Genomic DNA, 17781 nt, shown 5'->3' on the forward strand with positions numbered 1-17781 from the left:
GATGCGTGACGCCGATGCCGTCCGCCATCACCATCAACCCGCCGGGGCGGTAGCCCCTACTCGCCACAACGGGCGGTCACCCCTCTCGGGGTGGCCGCCCGTTCTCTGTGCCTGGTCAGCAGAGCTGGTCGCGCACCTCGGCGATGGGGTCAGCCGAGCTGCTTGCGGACCTCGGCGGCGACGCGGCCGCCCTCGGCGCGGCCGGCGACGGCGGCCTGGGCGGCCTTCATCGCGGGGCCCATCTGCGCCTTGCTCGCGAAGCCGCCCGCCTCGAGCGCGCCCTTGACCAGCGTCGCGATCTCCTCGTCGGACAGCTGCTTCGGCAGGTAGCGGTCGAGGATCTCGCCCTCGGCGCTCTCCTTCGCGGCCTGCTCCGCCCGGCCGGCCCCGGAGAAGGCGGACGCGGCCTCCCGCCGCTTCTTCGCCTCCTTGGTCAGCACGGCGAGCACCTCGTCGTCCGACAGCTCCCGGGCGGCATCCCCGGACACCTCGGCGGTGCGGACGGCGGCGAGCGCCATGCGCAGCGTGGAGGTGCCGAGCTCGTCCCGGCTCTTCATCGCGGTGTGCAGATCATCGGTCAGGCGGTCTTTCAGCGTTCCCATGGACGCCCAAACTACTCTGGCTCCCATGCGCAAGCGCCCCTTTATCACCGCCGCCGCCACGCTGGCCGCCACCGGCGCGGCCACTTTCGCGTACGCCTCCCTGGTCGAGCGCAACCTCTTCACGCTCCGGCGGGTCGACGTCCCGGTGCTCGAACCCGACGCCGAACCGCTGCGCATCCTCCACCTGTCGGACCTGCACATGATGCCTGACCAGCATCGCAAGCAGTCCTGGATCGCCGCGCTCGCCGGCACCGACCCCGACCTGGTCATCGTCACGGGCGACAACATGTCCTCCCCCGACGCGGTCCCCGGCGTCCTGCGCGCCCTCGGCCCCCTCCTCGCCCTCCCCGGCGCCTTCGTCTTCGGCTCCAACGACTACCGCGGCCCGGTCTGGAAGAACCCGCTGAGCTACGTCTTCGGCTCCGGCGAATACGTCCAGGGCGTCGACCTGCCCACCGAGACGCTGCGCACCGCCCTCACCGAGTCGGGCTGGGCCGACCTCAACAACGCCCGCACCACCCTCAAGGCCGGCGGCCGCACCATCGAACTCGTCGGCGTCGACGACCCCCACATCGACCGCGACGACTACTCCGCCGTCGCCGGACCCGCCACCCCCGGCACCGACCTCCACCTCGGCGTCACCCACACCCCCGCCAAGCGCGTCCTCGACGCCATGGCCGCCGACGGCTTCGCCCTCCTCCTCGCCGGCCACACCCACGGCGGCCAGGTCTGCGTCCCCACCTACGGCGCCCTGACCACCAACTGCGACCTCCCCCGCTCCATGGCCAAGGGCCTCCACCGCTGGCCGGGCTCCGACTCCTGGCTCCACGTCTCCGCCGGCCTGGGCACCCACCCGACGGCCCCGGTCCGCTTCGCCTGCCGCCCGGAAGCCTCGATCCTCACCCTGATCCCCCGCTGACCAACCCACCCCGCGCGCCGCCCACCCGGCGCGCGGGCCGTCCCACCGCCGCCACGCTGCCCACCACCGAGCCCAGCGCCAGCTCCAACTTTGCTCCAACTTTCTCCAACAACTTGGAGCAAATGACCAGTCGTCGCAGGCCAGGACGCATGCCGGACGCGGGCGCCTCGCACATCCGCGAGGCCTGCTGAGCGCCCGTGCTCAGTCCAGGGCGCTCGCCAGGCGCCGACGCCGCCACATCTCACCGGCTGCCCGGCGGCGTAGGGGCAGATGCCCTCGGTCCGCCGCGACGCGCTGATCAGCGTCCCAGCCGCTGCGCAACGCATCGTGGGCATCCGGCCTCGGAGACCCGCCGTCGGCCAGGGCATCGCGGCGCGGCAACAGGCGGGCGTCGCAGTGGCGGAGACTCGGCGGTGACAGGCGATGTGACGAAGCACGCGATCGGTCCCAGTCACCCGGGCAAGAATGGCAGCGAGGCCTCCCCCGCGCCGCGCTCCCACCGCCGGCACATCGACCTCGGCTCGGCCCCCGTCACGACTCGACTCGGCTCGGCTCGGTCACGGCTCGGCCCCGTCACGACTCGGCTCGGTCACGGCTCAGCTCGGCTCGGTCGCGTCACGACTCGGCTCGGTAACGGCTCGGCTCGGCTCGGTCGCGACTCGGCTCCGTCACGACTCGGCCCGGCTCGGCTCGGGTCCGTCGCGACTTCGGCTGGGGACAGTCGCGCTCCGCCTCGGGTGCGCCGCACCCGGAAAGCCAACCCCGGAAAAGCAGTCAGGGCCAGCCCCCGAAGGAGCCGGCCCTGACGTCGCACATGGTCGGGGTGACAGGATTTGAACCTGCGGCCTCTACGTCCCGAACGTAGCGCGCTACCAAGCTGCGCCACACCCCGCTGCGTGCTGGTCAATACTATCCGACTCTCCGTCAGCCGCGAAATCGGTATCCCCCAGCGCACGAAAGCCCAGCTCAGAACGGCTTTACCGGGTCGCGGCGAAGGGCCGGCGAATGGCCAGCGAAGGGCGCGGCGAAGGGCGCGGCGAAGGGCGCGGCGAAGGGCGCGGCGGACCTGGGTGGGAGGCGCCCACCGCGAGGGCCATTGCGGCGCGCGAGCTACGCTCAACCCTGACGTTGACGTCAGAGGCAAGGAGTCACGGTGCGGATCGGTGAGCTGGCGACGAAGGCAGGCGTGAGCGTGCGGGCGCTGCGCTACTACGAGGAGCAGCGGCTGCTGTGGTCGGAGCGCAGTCCCAGCGGGCAACGGCACTATCCGGACCCGGCCGTCGAGCGGGTGCAGCTGATCCAGATGCTCTACAGCGCCGGGCTGTCCAGCAGCACGATCGCCAGTCTCCTGCCCTGTGTCGACGCCAACGAGAGCACCCCCGAGTCGCGGGCCATCCTGGCTGCCGAGCGTGAGCGCATCGACGCTCAGATCACCAATCTGGTCCGTACGCGTGACAGGCTCGACGCCGTCATCGCCTCCACCACGCATCCGGACAACGGTTGTGTGGTGACTCACGCGTGAGCGAGGACGTCTGCGAGGTCATTGTCACCGCCGCCGGCGCCGAGTGGCTCGCCGCGTTCACCAGGCGGCTGGTCGAGGACAGGCTGGCGGCCTGCGGACAGCAGGTCACCAGCATCCGGTCGATCTACCGCTGGGAGGGCGCCGTCCACGACGAGCCCGAGGCGCGGGTCGCCCTGCACACCCGCGCCTCGCTGGTGCCCGAGATCGTCGCGCGGGCCGATGCCGAGCACCCTTACGACGTACCGTGCGTCTTCGCCCTGCCCGTCCTCGGCGGCAACCCCGCGTACCTCGAATGGGTCCGGGAGGAGACTAGGCCAGGTCCTGGCGGGTCAGCAGCGCCCGCAGCGTGATGCCCTCGGCGGCGAGTGCCTCGGAGCCGCCCTCCTGCCGGTCGATGACGCACAGCGCGTGGTCCACGTGCGCGCCGAGCTTGCGCAGGTCGGCCGTGGAGAGGACGACCTGGCCGCCGGAGGTGACCACGTCCTCCACGACGAGCACCCGGCGGCCCGCGACCTCGGCGCCCTCGGCCAGCCGCGCGGTGCCGTACTGCTTGGCCTGCTTGCGTACGAAGGCCGTGGGCAGCTTGGCGTGCCGGGCGACGGCGGTGACCACCGCGATGCCGCCCATCTCCAGGCCGGCCAGCACCTCGGTGCCCTCGGGGATCAGCACGGCCATCCGCTCGGCGAGCTGGTCGAGCAGGACCGGGTCGGCCTCGAACTGGTACTTGTCGAAGTATTCGTTGGCGATCCGGCCGGAGCGGAGGGTGAACTCGCCGGTCAGCCGGGCTACGTCGCGGACCTGCCGCGCGAGGTCAGAGTCAGTCACGCGAACAAGCTAGCTCAGTGATGCGCGCCACCTGCCGATAGGGAGGTCATGCAGAGCACCCCGGGTCGGTGGTTCGGTGCGGGCCACAGTGCCGCCCCCGACTCCGCGAAGGCCGGTGCCGAGGCGACGACCGGCGCGCTCGCCGGGCGTACGCCGAAAGCGGTCTTCGTCTTCGCCTCGACGTCGTACGACCTGCCCGCGCTGCTGGACGCCGTGCGCGCGGAGGCCGGACCGGAGGCCGCGATCGTGGGCGGGACAGCCCTGGGCGAGCTTTCCTCGACCGGCGGGGCGACGAGGGGCGGCGTGGCGGTCACGGCCCTGGGTGGGGACGGCTTCCAGGTGGGTACGCTCCTCGCGTACGTCGGCGGCAACGGTCACCGCGAAGCCGGGGCGGAGGTCGCCGCGGCCATGACCGGCATCAACCGCCCGTACACGGCCCTCGTGCTGCTGTGCGAGGGCATGTCGGGGAACCCGCACGAGATCGTCCGGGGCGCCTACTCCGTGCTCGGCGCCGCTGTGCCCCTGGTCGGCGGGCTGACCGCGCACGACACGGGCGGCGCGCGGTCGTACCAGTTCTGCGAGGACCGCGTGGTCACCGGGGCGGTGATCGGCGTGGGGATCGGCTCGGACGCCCCGATCGGCATCGGCATCGGGCACGGCTGGCACCGGGTCGAGCCGCCCATGGTCATCACCCGCAGCGATCAGCGCCGGATCCTGGAGCTGGACGGCGAGCACGCGCTCGACGTCCTCCTGCGGCACCGCGGGCTCGATCCCTCGGCGGACCTGATCACTCCGGGACGCCGGATCGAGGCGGTGGGGTTGTCGCGCCGCAGCGGCGAGGACATCCGGGTGATCACCGAGGCGAACCAGGACGACAGGTCGGTGACGGGCCTGGCCACCATGCCGCAGGGCAGCATCTGCTGGCTGATGGAGGGCGATCGCGACTCGATGGTCGCCGGGGCGGAGGCCTCGTGCCGCGAGGCCCTGGACGCGCTGGGCGGTCAGGAGCCGCTGGGCGTCCTCGCCTTCAACTGCGGGGGCCGGCTGGCGGAGCTGGGCGCGGACGGCGTACGCGAGGAAGTCGAGGCCCTGCGCACCGCCCTGGGTGACGTGCCCTTCGGCGGCGCCTACACGCTCGGCGAGATCGCCCGGGTACGCGGCTCGCTCGGCACGCACGCCCTGACCCTCGTCACGATGGCGCTCGCCTGATGTTCACCTGGTCCACTCACCAGCTGACGGAGTACTTCACGGCCGTCAACGCGTCCGCGAGCGAGGCCGCCGCCATCGCCGTCGCCGTGGAGCGCGCCACCGAGATGGTGGAGGCCGAGGCCGGCGCCGTGGTGCTCGGCGACACCGTGCACGGCGCGTGGGGCTTCGGTGTCAATGTCCCCACCAAGGGGCTGCTGGCGGTCGCGTCGGCGCAGGGAACATTGTCCGTGCCGGAGCTGGGCGACCTGTACGCAGTCCCGAGCAACCTGGGTGACGGCGTCGACGGCGCTCTGGTGGTCGCCCGGCTGGACGAGCCGTTCCAGCCGGAGGAGCGCCAGATGCTGCAGGGCATGGCCCAGGTGCTCGGCCTGGCCCTGCGCAGCATCCGGGTGCTGTCGGCCGAGCGCACGCTGCGGGCCGAGCGGGAGCGGGAGGCGGCCGAGCGGCTGGTCCTGCTGGAGCAGACGCGAACCCGCCAGCAGCTCGTCGAGACGCTGCTGACGATCCAGCGCGCGATCTCCAACCGCAAGCCGCTGCCCGAGATCCTGGACGCGGTGACCAGCGGCACGGCGGCCCTGCTCGGCGGCGCCCCGGTGGCTCTGATCCTGGCCGAGGCCGGCCGCACCCGCCGGCTCAGCGTCGCGTCGACGGCCGGGGCCGAGGGCTACGACTTCGCCGACCCGGACGGCCCGCACGCCGAGGCGCGGGACGCGATGGCCAAGGACACCGTCCTGATGCGGCCGGTGAGCCTGACCGATCCGGAGGCCGGGACGGTCATCGCCGCCCCCGTCCGGGTTACCGGCGAGATGGCGGGCAGCCTGGTCGCCCGCCTGCCCGGGCCGGCCGACCGGTTCACCGAGCACCGGGACCAGCTGACCGCCTTCGCTCAGCAGGTGAGCCTGGCGCTCACGGATGCCCGTACGGTCGAAGCGGTCCGCGAGGCCCACCACGACCCGGTCACCGGGCTCCCCAACCGCGGCCTGTTCCTCAAGATCTTCAACCGCGTCCTGGCGGCGCGCGCGGCCGCCACCGAGCCGACCAGCGTGCTCTTCATCGACCTCGACCGGTTCAAGGGCGTCAACGACAGCCTCGGCCACGAGGCGGGCGACCAGTTGCTGCACGCGGTGGCCGGCCGGATCCGCGGCTGCGTCCGGGCCAGCGACACCACCGCCCGGCTCGGCGGCGACGAGTTCGCGGTGCTGCTGCACAACTCCCCGATCGAGTCGGCGATCTCGGTCGGCGAGCGGATCATCGTCGCGGTCAAGGAGCCGTTCCGCATCTCCGGGCGGGACATCTTCATCGGCGCCAGCGTCGGCGTGGCCATCACCCGGGCCGAGCACGCCCGCTCCGACGAGCTGCTCAACCAGGCGGACATCGCGATGTACCGGGCCAAGAAGGAGGGCCAGACCCGCGTCGTCGTCTACGAGCCGCACATGCACACCGAGGCGCTCAACTATCTGAGCCTGCGCGGCGAGCTGCAACAGGCGCTGCTCGAGGGGGAGTTCCGCCTGCAGTACCAGCCGCTGGTCCGCCTCGACTCCGGGGAGATCGCCGGCGCGGAGGCGCTGATCCGCTGGCACAGCGGCACGCGCGGGCTGGTGTCGCCGGTCGACTTCATCCCGATCGCGGAGGAGTCCGGGCTCATCGTCGACATCGGGCAGTGGGTGCTGGAGACGAGCGCGGCGCAGGTGGCGTCGTGGCGGCGTACCTATCCGGACCTGACCCTCAACGTCAACGTCTCCGGGCACCAGCTGGTCCACCCGCGCTTCGCGGCCAACGTCACGCGCGCGCTGGCCGTGGCGGGGCTGCCGTCGAGCGCCGTCACGCTGGAGCTGACCGAGTCGGTGCTGATGAGCGATCCCGACGCCGCGGTGGCCTCGCTCTCCAGCCTGCGCGAGCTGGGCGTGCAATTGTCCATCGACGATTTCGGTACGGGCTACTCGTCGCTCGCGTACCTGCGGGAGCTCCCGGTCGACGAGCTCAAGATCGATCGCGCCTTCATCGCCCGCGCCGAGCTCACCGGAGAGGATCTCGCCCTCGTGCGCACGATCGTCGAGCTCGGTCACATTCTGGGGCTGCGCGTGGTGGCCGAGGGCATCGAGAATGCGGCGCAATTGGAGGCGCTGCGGCGGCTCGGCTGCTCCTACGGACAGGGTTACCACCTGTGCCGCCCGAAGGATCCGGCGGAGTTCCCGCAGATCCTCGGGTCACCCGTACGCGTAATTGATCACGGCACGGGGTAGGAGTTTGTCTGGTTTCGACTAATTTTCGGTATATCCGAATCTCGAAAGGCCTGCCGTGACCCCCTTCGCGCTGCTCTTCCTGATCGCTCTCGCCGGCTCTTCGTGTTTCGCCATCGGCCGCGCCATGGGCCGCGGCGAACGGTACGAAAAGGGCTACCGGGAGGGCTTCCGCGACGGCGAGACGGGCTCCCTGGCCCGCGCCGCACGCCTGATCCAGCTCACCGAGAATCGCTCGGTCGCCCCGGCCATCGAGTCGATGATGGTGCCGAACCCCGTTCCGCACCAGCTGCCCCCGCGACCGGCAGCGCCGACCGTGGCGGGCGTTCCCACCAGGCCGGCGCTGTCTTTGTAGGCGCAATCAGCAGTACAGGTTCGCCCCCGGGCTGACACCCAGGATCGACGTGAACCGGTTGTACGCGTCCACGCGACTCTGCACCTGCGCCGGGTTGCCCCCGTTGCATTCCAGCGAGCCGTTGATGCTGCGAATCGTCTCGCCGAAGCCGCGGCTGTTCACCATCGCGTCGTGCGGCGTCATCGTGCCCGGGCCCCGCTGCGTCATCCAGTACCAGACGGCGGTCTGGTAGGCCACGGACGCCTCGTTCTTGACCCGGTCCGGGTTGTTCAGCAGGTCGATGCCGAGCGCGTCGCCGGCCGCCTTGTAGTTGAAGTTCCAGCTCAGCTGGATCGGGCCGCGCCCGTGGTACGCCGACTGGCCGGCCGGGCACCCGTACGGCTGGCTCGCGTCGCAGTAGAGCGGCCAGTTCGCCTGGTTCAGCTCCTCGGTGTAGACCAGCCCGCCCGACTCGTGGTTGATGTTCGCCAGGAAGGCCGCGGCCTCCTGCTTCTTCACCGTGTCACTGCCGGTCGTCGTGAACGCGGGATACTTCTTCACGGCATCGATCAGACCGGCGTACGAGTAGAAGCCGATCCGGTTCGGGAACATCTGATTGAACTGCGCCTCGGTCACCGGGAAGCTGCTCGTGCCATTGGTGGGCGGCGGCGTGGTGCTCCCGCTGCACGAGAACGGCTCCCAGTACCAGGTGCTGATCACCGGGTCGTAGCCCGGGTTCTCGTTCTTCGCCCGGTAGTAGTTGCCGTTCGTGTACTTCACGATCGACCCGGCCGCGTAGAACTGACCCGCGACCCAGTTCGGATAATTGCAGGTGCCGGTCGGCGGCGGAGTGGACGTGCCGCCACCGCAGGCGCCGTTGTCGGCCCACACCCCGGACCCGCCGGTGCTGGGCGCCTCGCCCTGGGTCCACCATTTCGCGGTCCAGTTGTGACCGCTGTACGACGCCTTCTGCCCGCCGGTGTAGACCGCCGAGCTGCTGTACGCGGCGACACAGGCCTCGGCCGCATTCGAAGCGGTCATGGGCACCACCGCCGCCGCGGCGCCCGCAAGCGCCACACCGACCGTCGAGAGAATTGCCAGGAGCCGTTTTCTGGGCATGCAGCACCGTCTTCCGCACCGGGGGAAACGCCGGCCACGCCCTGGGGGAGGCGCAGCGGCGTCAATGGGATACCCCCGACTCAACTAGACAAAGGGTGCCGCCGTCAACTTCTCTTAGGAAACTTCAAAGATTGATTCAAGACCGCCGGATCCGACGGATGTCCCACAGGTGATGATGGGCGTCGTGGCAGTTGTTCCGGGCCACGTCCGCCGCCCGTTGAATCCCCCGCGTGGCGTGCCGCAACTCCACCCCTTCGTCCAGCGCCCGGCCGACCACATCGGCCCACGTCACTGCGGCCAGCGTGCTGGACCAGACGGCGACGGCGAGGGGCAGGGTCGCGTATCCACGGGCGGCGGCGAGGGCGTCCGGGTCGTAGCCCGCGACGTCACGCTCTCCGGCGAGCCGGGCACTCTGCACCCGCTCGGTCCACTGGCGCAGATTGTCGCCGACGTGCGAGACGTACTCGGCGACAGACCAGCCACCCTCGGGCCGGCGCCTGCCACCCTCGACGTCCCGGGTGGCAGCCTCGACGCGCGGCCCCCAACCGGCGACCCACTCGACGGCTTCGCGCGGCGTCAGTGCCCAATCGAAGCCGCACTCCCGGCACGGATCGCCGTAGAGGGCGGCGCCCCACTGTTCCATGGGTACCGGATCCTATGTGCAAGGGTGTCCGCATGCGGATCGCCGTCACCCAGCCGGCTGGGAGCGCCGATGCCCGGCACAACGGGCGTCTCGCGCGCCGGATCATGCGGGAGGCCGCTGCCTCCGGCGCGCGCCTGGTGCAGTTTCCCGAGGGCTTTCTTTCCGGGTACGCCAAGGAGCAGATCGCCGGCTGGGCGGACGTCGACTGGCCGGCGGTCCGCGAGGAGCTCGAGTCGGTCGCGGAGCTGGCCGCCGAGCTGGGGCTGTGGGTGGTCATGGGGTCGGCGCACCCGCTGACGCCGCCGCACCGGCCGCACAACAGCCTCTACGTGATCTCGGACGCGGGGCGGATCGTCACCCGCTACGACAAGCGCTACTGCTCGAACACCGAGATCACCCGCTTCTACAGCCCGGGGTTCGAGCCGGTGGTGTTCGATGTCGACGGCTACCGGTTCGGGCTGGCCATCTGCATCGAGGTCAACTTTCCCACCCTCTTCGCGGAGTACGAGCAGCTGGGCGTCAACTGTCTGCTGCTTTCCGCCTGGCCCGTCGACGAGATCTTCTTCCGGAAGGCGCAGGCGCACGCGGCGATCCACAACTACTGGCTCGGGCTGTCCGTGCCGCGGCAGAGTGCCGGTCTGATGCCCTCGGCCGTCTTCGGGCCCGACGGCAGCGTCCTGGCCACGGTCGGGCCCGGGGACGATCTTGCCGTGGTCACGCTGGATCGCGGGGCGCCCGAGTTCCACATCGCGCTCGATCTGGCCCGCCCGTGGCGTGCGGAGGCGGCGGTGGGGGAGATCTACCGCAGCCGGCGGGTGGAGGATCCGCGCAGCTCCGACCGTACGTCGGCATGAAGAACGCCGCCCGGGGTGACCGGGCGGCGTGGCTCGCGCTTCTCTCGTGGAGGACGGCGTGCGAGGGGCCGCCGGCTCGTGACCGGCGGCGCACCTGGGTCAGGACGTCAGCGGACCCGGTTGACGGCGCTGGTCACGGCCTTGATCGACGCGGTGACGATGTTGGCGTCGAGGCCGACGCCCCAGACCGTGCGGTCGCCGATCTCGCACTCGACATAGGCCGCGGCCTGCGCGTCCTCGCCGGAGGTCAGCGCGTGCTCGGCATAGTCGAGGACTCGGACCGAGATGCCCAGCGGCTCCAGGGCCTGGCAGTAGGCGTCGATCGGGCCGTTGCCGAGCGCCGTGACCGGGCGGCGGGTGTTGCGGTGGCGGATCTCGGCGTCGATCTCCAGCTTGCCGTCGACCGTGGCGGTCGTGTAGCGCTCCAGCTCGATGATGCCGAACTGCTGGTGGTCGACCAGGTACTCACCGGCGAAGATGTCCCACATCGCCTGCGGGCCGACCTCGCCGCCCTCGGCGTCGGTGACGTGCTGGACCACTCCGGAGAACTCGATCTGCAGGCGCCGCGGCAGGTCGAGCTTGTGCTCCTCCTTCATGATGTACGCCACGCCGCCCTTGCCGGACTGCGAGTTGACCCGGATCACGGCCTCGTAGGTGCGGCCGACGTCCTTGGGGTCGATCGGCAGGTAGGGCACGCCCCACTCGAAGCCGTCCACGTCGACGCCGGCGTCGGAGGCCTCCTGCTGCAGGGCGGTCAGGCCCTTCTTGATCGCGTCCTGGTGCGAGCCGCTGAAGGCGGTGTAGACCAGATCCCCCGCGTACGGGTGGCGCTCGTGCACCGGCAGCTGGTTGCAGTATTCGACGGCGCGCTTGATCTCGTCGATGTCGGAGAAGTCGATCTGCGGGTCGACGCCCTGGGAGAAGAGGTTCAGCCCCAGGGTGACCAGGTCGACGTTGCCGGTGCGCTCGCCGTTGCCGAAGAGGCAGCCCTCGACCCGGTCGGCGCCGGCCAGCACGCCCAGCTCGGCGGCGGCGACGGCGGTGCCGCGGTCGTTGTGCGGGTGCAGGCTGAGGATCACGCTGTCGCGCCGGGGCAGGTGGCGGTGCATCCACTCGATGCTGTCGGCGTACACGTTGGGGGTGGCCATCTCGACGGTGGCCGGCAGGTTGATGATCAGCGGGCGGTCGGGCGTGGGGTCGATCACGTCGATGACCGCCGAGCAGATCTCCAGCGCGTAGTCGAGCTCGGTGCCCGTGTAGGACTCCGGCGAGTACTCGTAGAAGATCTCGGTGTCCGGCGTGTGGATCTCCGCGTACTTCTGGCAGAGCCGGGCGCCGGTGGTGGCGATGTCGGTGATGCCGGCCTTGTCGAGGCCGAAGACGACCTTGCGCTGCAGCGTGGAGGTCGAGTTGTAGAAGTGCACGATCGCGCGCTTGGCGCCGCGGATCGACTCGAACGTACGGTCGATGAGGTGCTCGCGGCACTGCACCAGCACCTGGATGGTGACGTCGTCCGGGATCAGGTCCTGCTCGATCAGCTGGCGGACGAAGTCGAAGTCGGTCTGGCTGGCGGCCGGGAAGCCGACCTCGATCTCCTTGTAGCCCATCGCGACCAGCAGCGTGAACATGCGCCGCTTGCGGTCGGGCGACATCGGGTCGATCAGCGCCTGGTTGCCGTCGCGCAGGTCGACCGCGCACCAGCGGGGGGCGGTCTCGATGCGGCGGGCGGGCCACTGGCGGTCGGGGAGGTCGACGGCGAACTGCTGCTGGTAGGCGGTGTAGCGCTGGAACGGCATCCGGCTGGGGGCCTGCCGGGCGATGGGATCGGCGCTTACGTCGCTGGACATGCGGGCTCCTGGAAGAGTTGGTCGGTTCGCGAGGAACGACCGGCGCGCGTCAACTCCGCGACGAGGTGCCGGCCTCGGATGGGGCCTCGTCGCGGCAGCGAAGGAGAAGGAGCGCGTGCAGCATGTCAATCGTGACCCTACGTCAGCTCATCGGCCGTGGCTAACTCTACGCCCGCATCGTGAGATCAACAGGAACGTCACGCGGACGGGGAGGGGACGGCGACCGAGGCCGACGGGACGACGGGTACGACCGGCGGGGCGTCCAGGCTCAGCGGCTCGCCGCCCGTGACCGGCCCGGGCAGATCGATGGTCGCCGGGCCCGCCGCCGGGGTCCCCGCGAGGGTGATCGTGCCGAAGGTCACGCGCGCCGCGGTGAGCAGCCCGTCGTCGGCGTAGCAGTAGATGCCGACGTCCACGGGCGCCGACAGGGAGGCCGAGATCGAGTCCACCGAGTAGCACTGACCCGCCGAGCCGTCCAGCGGCAGGGCCGTGCCCACCGACAACGCGGCCTGCCGGTCGGTGAAGACGGGCAGCCACTGGCGGAAGACGCGCTCGACCTTGGGGTCGTACTTCTTGGGGACGCGCTCGCCCTTGTCGCCCAGCCGGACGCAGGAGGGGGTGATCGCGTACGAGGCGGAGGAAAGCGCGCACTGGAACAGCCCCGCCGCGGTCTCGGCGATGGCGACGTCGACGGCCCCGCCCAGCGCCCCGCCCGGGATGTCGACCCGCCAGCTGCCGTCCGCCGCGACCGTCGCCATGACGGAGCGTTCGCCCTGGTCGGAAGCCTTGAAGGTGTAGACCGCGGTGTAGCTGCGGTCCGCCGCCAGCGCCGCGCGCCCCGCGAGCGCCAGCCGGGCGTCCGGGTCCGGCTGGGCCGCCGGGGAGGCGGAACTCGCCGGGGGCGGCACGGGCTCCGCGCCACCGTCGTCGCCGCACCCCGCGATGCCGGCGAGGAGCAGGGCGGCGAGCAACGTGGCGGAGGTTCGCATCGAAGCATTCTCGCCTCTGCGGGGGCGGCTGGGGCGTACGGCACGCGGCGGCGCCGGGCCGGAATCTGGGATCGCATGCCGGGGTACGCGACCCGCGCCGCTAGTCTGGTCAGCGATTGACTCTGGGAAGGAGCCGGCTGCCGTGGCCCTGGTGGTGCAGAAGTACGGCGGATCGTCCGTGGCGGACGCCGAGCGCATCAAGCGTGTGGCGGAGCGCATCGTCGACGCCCGCAAGGCGGGGAACGACGTGGTCGTCGTGGTGTCCGCGATGGGCGACACCACGGACAACCTGCTCGACCTGGCCAACCAGGTGAGCCCGCTCCCGCCCGGCCGCGAGCTGGACATGCTGCTCACCTCGGGTGAGCGCATCTCCATGGCGCTGCTGGCGATGGCGATCCACAACCTGGGCTACGAGGCCCGGTCCTACACCGGCTCGCAGGCCGGCGTGCTGACCACCTCGGTGCACGGCAAGGCGCGGATCATCGACGTCACGCCCGGCCGCCTGCGCACCGCGCTGGACGAGGGCGCGATCGCGATCGTCGCCGGCTTCCAGGGCGTGAGCCAGGACACCAAGGACATCACGACGCTCGGCCGCGGCGGCTCGGACACCACGGCGGTGGCACTGGCCGCCGCCCTGCACGCCGACGTGTGCGAGATCTACACGGACGTGGACGGCGTCTTCACGGCCGACCCGCGCATCGTCCCGAACGCCCGGCACATCGAGAAGATCACCTACGAGGAGATGCTCGAGCTCGCCGCGGGCGGTGCGAAGGTGCTGATGTTGCGATGCGTGGAGTACGCGCGCCGGTTCCAGGTGCCGATCCACGTACGCTCGTCGTACTCGAAGAAGCCCGGCACTGTCGTCACCGGATCGATGGAGGACCCGAACGTGGAACAGGCACTGATCACCGGGGTCGCCCACGACCGGAGCGAGGGCAAGATCACGATCGTCGGCGTGCCCGACGAGCCCGGCTCGGCCGGCCGCATCTTCGAGACGGTCGCCCAGGCCGAGATCAACATCGACATGATCGTGCAGAACGTGTCGACCGAGGGCACCGGGCGCACCGACATCTCGTTCACGCTGCCCAAGGCCGACGGCCCCACCGCCATGGCCGCGCTGGACAAGATCAAGGACCAGATCAAGTTCAAGAGCCTGCTCTTCGACGACCACGTGGGCAAGGTGTCGCTGATCGGCGCCGGCATGCGCTCGCACCCGGGCGTCGCGGCCCAGTTCTTCGCCTGCATCGGCGAGGCCGGCGTCAACATCGAGATGATCTCCACCTCCGAGATCCGGGTCTCCGTGGTCTGCCGCGACAGCGACCTCGACACGGCCGTGCGCGCCGTCCACGACACCTTCGAGCTGGGCGGGACCGAGACGGCCGTCGTCTACGCGGGCACCGGCCGGTAGCCGGCGATGGGCGCGCAGCCCACCCTCGCCGTGGTCGGAGCGACGGGATCCGTCGGCACGGTGATGCGCGAGCTGCTGTCCTCCCGCCGCAACGTCTGGGGTGAGATCCGCCTGGTCGCGTCGGCCCGCTCGGCGGGCCGGCAGCTGCCCTGCCGCGGCGAGGAGCTGACCGTCCGGGAGCTCACCCCGGAGGTCTTCGACGGCGTCGACGTGGCCATGTTCGACGTGCCCGAGCAGGTCGCGGCCGAGTGGGCCCCGATCGCGGCCGCCCGGGGCGCCACGGTCGTCGACAACTCGGCGGTCTTCCGGCTCCACCGCGACGTCCCGCTGGTGATCCCCGAGGTCAACAAGGACCACCTGCGCTACCGCCCGCTCGGCCTGACCGCCAGCCCCAACGGCACGGTCACCGCGATGGTGATGGCGCTCGCCCCGCTCCACCTCGAGTACGGTCTCCGGGAGCTCGTCGTCGCCTCCTACCAGTCGGTCTCCGGCATGGGCCAGGTCGGCGTCGACGCCCTGCACGACCAGATCACCAAGGTCGCCGGCGACCGCACGCTCGGCTCCCGCCCGGGCAACGTCCGCCAGGCCGTCGGCGACGACCTCGGCCCGTTCCCCGCCCCGCTGGCGCTCAACGTGGTCCCCTGGTCCGGTGAGCTCGAGCCCCTCGGCTGGTCCAGCGACGAGCTCAAGCTCCGCAACGAGCCCCGCAAGATCCTCGGCCTCCCCGACCTCAAGGTCTCGGCCACCTGCGTCCGCGTCCCGGTCGTCACGGGGCACTCCGTCGCCGTCCACGCCGTCTTCGGCTCCGAGGTCGACGCCGACGAGGCCCGCGCCATCCTCCGCAACGCCCCCGCCGTCATCCTGGTCGACGACCCCGAGGCGGGCGAGTTCCCGATGCCCATCGACGCGGTCGGCACGGACCCGTCCTGGATCGGCCGCATCCGCCGCGCGATGGACGACCCCCGGGCCCTGGACCTCTTCATCACCGGCGACAACATGCGCAAGGGCGCGGCCCTCAACTCGGTGCAGCTCGCCGAGCTCATCGCGGCCGAGCTCGCCAAGCGCTGATCCTCCAGGCCACCCCGCGCGTCACCGAGCTCCGACGTCGGCGGCTCAGATCGTGTCGAGGCGACTTCGCGCGTCGCCGAGCTCCGACGCGGGCCGCCGGCTCAGATCGGGTTGCGGCGACCCCGCGCGACCCCGCGCTCCGACCCGGGCGGCGGCTCAGATCGCGGCCTCGAGACCCATGGCGCGGAGCACGTCCGGCGAGAAGACCACCACGATCTCGTCGCCGGGCAGGAAGAAGCTCCGCGACCCGCGTGGCCTCAGGACAGGGCGACCTCGACCCCGCCGGAGAACATGCTGTCGTGCAGCTCGATCTTCGTCAGCTCGACCGACTTCGGCACGTCGAAGATGAGCTTGCCCTTGACGCTGTTGCCGGGGTTGATCTCGTTGAGGAAGGTGGAGCTGTCCTCGTTGGCGTAGATCTCCGCCTCGGTGTCGTTGGAGTATTCGGTGCCCTTGCTGTCGAGCGCCTTCTGCGAGGAGCCGTCGAAGTACTGGGCCTCCTTGCCGATGTTCTTGATGGTGAGGGAGATCTGGCAGAACTTGCCCTGCGCCTTCGCGCCGAGCAGGTCGCTGCCGACCTTCGTCTTCGAGCAGTCCAGCTTGCTGACCTTGAACTCGAACTTGCCGTCGCGCACCGCGTCGCCGAGCCCGGGCGTGTCCGGCTTCTTCGCGGGCTCGGCGGCCTCCTTGGTCTGCACCGGCTTCGCCGCCGCCGGCGCCTCCGCCGCATCCGAAGGTGCGGGGGCGGCCGTGACGTCCTTGTCGTCTCCGCCGCCGAAGGCCACGGCTGCGACGCCGCCCACGCAGCACAGCCCGAGAACACCGCCCACGATGCCCAGGACGAGCCCGGTCCTCTTCTTCTTGGCGGGAGCCGCGGGCGGCGGGCCGTAGCCGGGCTGGGGAGCCGGGATCGGGGGCTGGCCGGACGGCGGGTACGACATCGAAGTGCTCCTTGCGAAAGCGAACCGGAGAAAGAAAGTGCTCGATCACTCTGCGGCATGACCCCGCCACAGGGGACCGTCACCAGTGGTATTCGGCTGATCGCGGCACGATCGTGTCAGGACGGCAGAGTTGATCTTGGCCGTGTCGCTGACCTGTCCGTCCGAACAGCGGACACGTTCCGGGACGGCGCTCGCGCCGGGCGGGAGGAACCCGGCAGGGGTGACGAGCCGCGCGAAAGGTCCGAAGTATGCATACGCTTTGTCCGTGGCCCCTCGTATGGTTCTCTCGCTCCGTGTCGCTGCTGCCGCTCTCGTGGCGGTGACCGCCGCCGGCTGTGATGTGCAAGTCACCGATGGCTCCGGGACGGGGAGCTCGTCCAACGGCGGCAACGGCGGTGGCACCGGCGCCGATGCCAAGGCCAAGCTCGGCGAGCTGACCGTGGTCGCGAAGGCCGGGTCGATGAGCGGTTACAGCCGGGAAAAGTTCCCGCACTGGCGCGACACCGGGTCCAACTGCGATGTTCGCGACTCGGTCCTCAAGCGGGACGGGACGAACGTCAAGTTCTCCGGGTGCAACGTCGTCGCCGGGACGTGGGTCAGTTTCTACGACGGTGACAAGATCACGGATCCGGCGAAGGTGGACATCGACCACATGGTGCCGCTGGCCAACGCGTGGCGGTCCGGGGCGAACAAGTGGACGACGGACAAGCGCGAGGACTTCGCCAACGACCTGGACGATCCGCAGCTCATCGCGGTGTCGGCGTCCTCCAATCGGTCGAAGGGCGACCAGGACCCGTCCACGTGGAAGCCGGAGCAGGAAAGCTCGTGGTGCGAGTACGCCGAGGACTGGATCACCGTGAAGAGCGTGTGGAAGCTGACCGTCACGGCAAAGGAGAAGGCGGCTCTCGACGACATGCTGGCCACGTGCTGACCTGAGGAGATGGACCGATGACCGAGCCCGCCGCAACTCCGGAGACCGCCGCCCCGGCGCCGGAGGGTGACAATGCGCGCACCACGGACATAACCGCGGGCCAGGGCGGGGTGATGACCGACGAGGTGGGCGTCATCACGGGCGACCTCACGCTGCGGTCCGAGCTGGCGGCGGGCGAGGTCACGGTCCGCGTCCAATACAAGGACGCGGAGGAGTGGTACGCGGTCACGGGCGCCAAGGCGACGCTCAAGGATCCCGCCGATCTCGACGCGGTCCATGCCGTCGCGGTCGGGATCCTCCACCGGCCCGAAGGCTAAGGATTCTTTACTG

17 protein-coding genes, 1 tRNA gene and 1 pseudogene are annotated in these 17781 nt (G+C 70.7%); 11 read left to right on the plus strand and 8 right to left on the minus strand.

The annotated features are described in order from the left end of the window. Positions 1 to 149 precede the first annotated feature (149 nt). Positions 150 to 602 carry a GatB/YqeY domain-containing protein gene (locus RBH18_RS21830; RefSeq protein ID WP_306210666.1) on the minus strand — a complete coding sequence of 151 codons (453 nt, stop codon included), beginning with the start codon at positions 600 to 602 and terminating at the stop codon, positions 150 to 152. Between the two features lie 25 nt (positions 603 to 627). On the opposite strand from RBH18_RS21830, the gene RBH18_RS21835 reads away from it, so the two are divergent. Beyond that, on the plus strand, positions 628 to 1521 hold the full coding sequence (locus RBH18_RS21835; RefSeq protein WP_306210668.1) for a metallophosphoesterase: 894 nt from the start codon (positions 628 to 630) through the stop codon (positions 1519 to 1521). 815 nt (positions 1522 to 2336) lie between these two features. Here RBH18_RS21835 and RBH18_RS21840 read toward each other — a convergent pair. Continuing rightward, positions 2337 to 2413, minus strand: a tRNA-Pro gene (locus tag RBH18_RS21840). Positions 2414 to 2674: 261 nt separating this feature from the next. On the opposite strand from RBH18_RS21840, the gene RBH18_RS21845 reads away from it, so the two are divergent. Continuing rightward, a complete protein-coding gene (locus RBH18_RS21845; protein WP_306210670.1) occupies positions 2675 to 3043 on the plus strand; it encodes a MerR family transcriptional regulator in 369 nt (122 codons plus the stop codon). Continuing rightward, positions 3040 to 3393 (plus strand): divalent-cation tolerance protein CutA, encoded by a 354-nt coding sequence (gene cutA, locus RBH18_RS21850; RefSeq protein ID WP_306210673.1) that lies wholly within the window; start codon positions 3040 to 3042, stop codon positions 3391 to 3393. The genes RBH18_RS21845 and cutA overlap by 4 nt, the downstream gene beginning before the upstream one ends. On the opposite strand, the gene pyrE is transcribed toward cutA, so the two are convergent. Continuing rightward, positions 3353 to 3868: an orotate phosphoribosyltransferase gene (gene pyrE / locus RBH18_RS21855; RefSeq protein WP_306210675.1), complete on the minus strand. Its 516-nt coding sequence runs from the start codon at positions 3866 to 3868 to the stop codon at positions 3353 to 3355. The two genes, cutA and pyrE, sit on opposite strands and share 41 nt — an antisense overlap. 48 nt (positions 3869 to 3916) lie before the next feature. On the opposite strand from pyrE, the gene RBH18_RS21860 reads away from it, so the two are divergent. The 3 genes from RBH18_RS21860 to RBH18_RS21870 are packed head-to-tail and all read left to right on the plus strand — an operon-like array spanning position 3917 to position 7672. Further along, positions 3917 to 5077 carry an FIST signal transduction protein gene (locus tag RBH18_RS21860; protein WP_306210677.1) on the plus strand — a complete coding sequence of 387 codons (1161 nt, stop codon included), beginning with the start codon at positions 3917 to 3919 and terminating at the stop codon, positions 5075 to 5077. Beyond that, the gene (locus RBH18_RS21865) at positions 5077 to 7320 is read left to right on the plus strand and encodes a putative bifunctional diguanylate cyclase/phosphodiesterase (RefSeq protein ID WP_306210679.1); all 2244 of its coding nucleotides are present in this window, start codon (positions 5077 to 5079) and stop codon (positions 7318 to 7320) included. Before RBH18_RS21860 ends, RBH18_RS21865 begins: the two co-directional genes overlap by 1 nt. 55 nt (positions 7321 to 7375) lie before the next feature. After that, positions 7376 to 7672, plus strand: coding sequence for a hypothetical protein (locus RBH18_RS21870; protein WP_306210681.1), 297 nt, complete (start codon positions 7376 to 7378; stop codon positions 7670 to 7672). A 6-nt stretch (positions 7673 to 7678) separates the two neighbouring features. Here the strand turns inward: RBH18_RS21870 and RBH18_RS21875 are convergent, their stop codons facing one another. Beyond that, positions 7679 to 8770 (minus strand): glycoside hydrolase family 19 protein, encoded by a 1092-nt coding sequence (locus RBH18_RS21875; RefSeq protein WP_306210683.1) that lies wholly within the window; start codon positions 8768 to 8770, stop codon positions 7679 to 7681. A gap of 136 nt (positions 8771 to 8906) precedes the next feature. Then, positions 8907 to 9413 (minus strand): hypothetical protein, encoded by a 507-nt coding sequence (locus tag RBH18_RS21880; RefSeq protein ID WP_306210685.1) that lies wholly within the window; start codon positions 9411 to 9413, stop codon positions 8907 to 8909. A gap of 32 nt (positions 9414 to 9445) precedes the next feature. Between RBH18_RS21880 and RBH18_RS21885 the strand changes: the two genes are divergently transcribed. Beyond that, positions 9446 to 10267, plus strand: a complete 822-nt coding sequence (locus RBH18_RS21885) for a carbon-nitrogen hydrolase family protein (RefSeq protein ID WP_306210687.1) — start codon at positions 9446 to 9448, stop codon at positions 10265 to 10267. A gap of 107 nt (positions 10268 to 10374) precedes the next feature. On the opposite strand, the gene leuA is transcribed toward RBH18_RS21885, so the two are convergent. Then, positions 10375 to 12114 (minus strand): 2-isopropylmalate synthase, encoded by a 1740-nt coding sequence (gene leuA, locus RBH18_RS21890; RefSeq protein WP_306210689.1) that lies wholly within the window; start codon positions 12112 to 12114, stop codon positions 10375 to 10377. Between the two features lie 197 nt (positions 12115 to 12311). Further along, the gene (locus RBH18_RS21895; protein WP_306210691.1) at positions 12312 to 13103 is read right to left on the minus strand and encodes a hypothetical protein; all 792 of its coding nucleotides are present in this window, start codon (positions 13101 to 13103) and stop codon (positions 12312 to 12314) included. Between the two features lie 142 nt (positions 13104 to 13245). On the opposite strand from RBH18_RS21895, the gene RBH18_RS21900 reads away from it, so the two are divergent. Together RBH18_RS21900 and RBH18_RS21905 are read left to right on the plus strand one after the other, a co-directional pair. Next, complete coding sequence (locus RBH18_RS21900) at positions 13246 to 14511, plus strand: aspartate kinase (protein ID WP_306210693.1); 1266 nt, start codon at positions 13246 to 13248, stop codon at positions 14509 to 14511. 6 nt (positions 14512 to 14517) lie between these two features. Then, positions 14518 to 15579, plus strand: a complete 1062-nt coding sequence (locus RBH18_RS21905) for an aspartate-semialdehyde dehydrogenase (protein WP_306210695.1) — start codon at positions 14518 to 14520, stop codon at positions 15577 to 15579. Between the two features lie 257 nt (positions 15580 to 15836). Here the strand turns inward: RBH18_RS21905 and RBH18_RS21910 are convergent, their stop codons facing one another. Continuing rightward, positions 15837 to 16520 carry a DUF4352 domain-containing protein gene (locus RBH18_RS21910; protein WP_306210697.1) on the minus strand — a complete coding sequence of 228 codons (684 nt, stop codon included), beginning with the start codon at positions 16518 to 16520 and terminating at the stop codon, positions 15837 to 15839. A gap of 277 nt (positions 16521 to 16797) precedes the next feature. Between RBH18_RS21910 and RBH18_RS21915 the strand changes: the two genes are divergently transcribed. Both RBH18_RS21915 and RBH18_RS21920 read left to right on the plus strand, forming a co-directional pair. Further along, positions 16798 to 17451 (plus strand): HNH endonuclease family protein, encoded by a 654-nt coding sequence (locus RBH18_RS21915; protein ID WP_306210744.1) that lies wholly within the window; start codon positions 16798 to 16800, stop codon positions 17449 to 17451. A gap of 95 nt (positions 17452 to 17546) precedes the next feature. After that, positions 17547 to 17768, plus strand: a pseudogene (locus RBH18_RS21920) (hypothetical protein); the annotation flags it as partial. Between the last annotated feature and the right edge of the window lie 13 nt (positions 17769 to 17781).

The organism is Actinoplanes oryzae (assembly GCF_030757795.1).
Classification (GTDB): Bacteria; Actinomycetota; Actinomycetes; order Mycobacteriales; family Micromonosporaceae; genus Actinoplanes.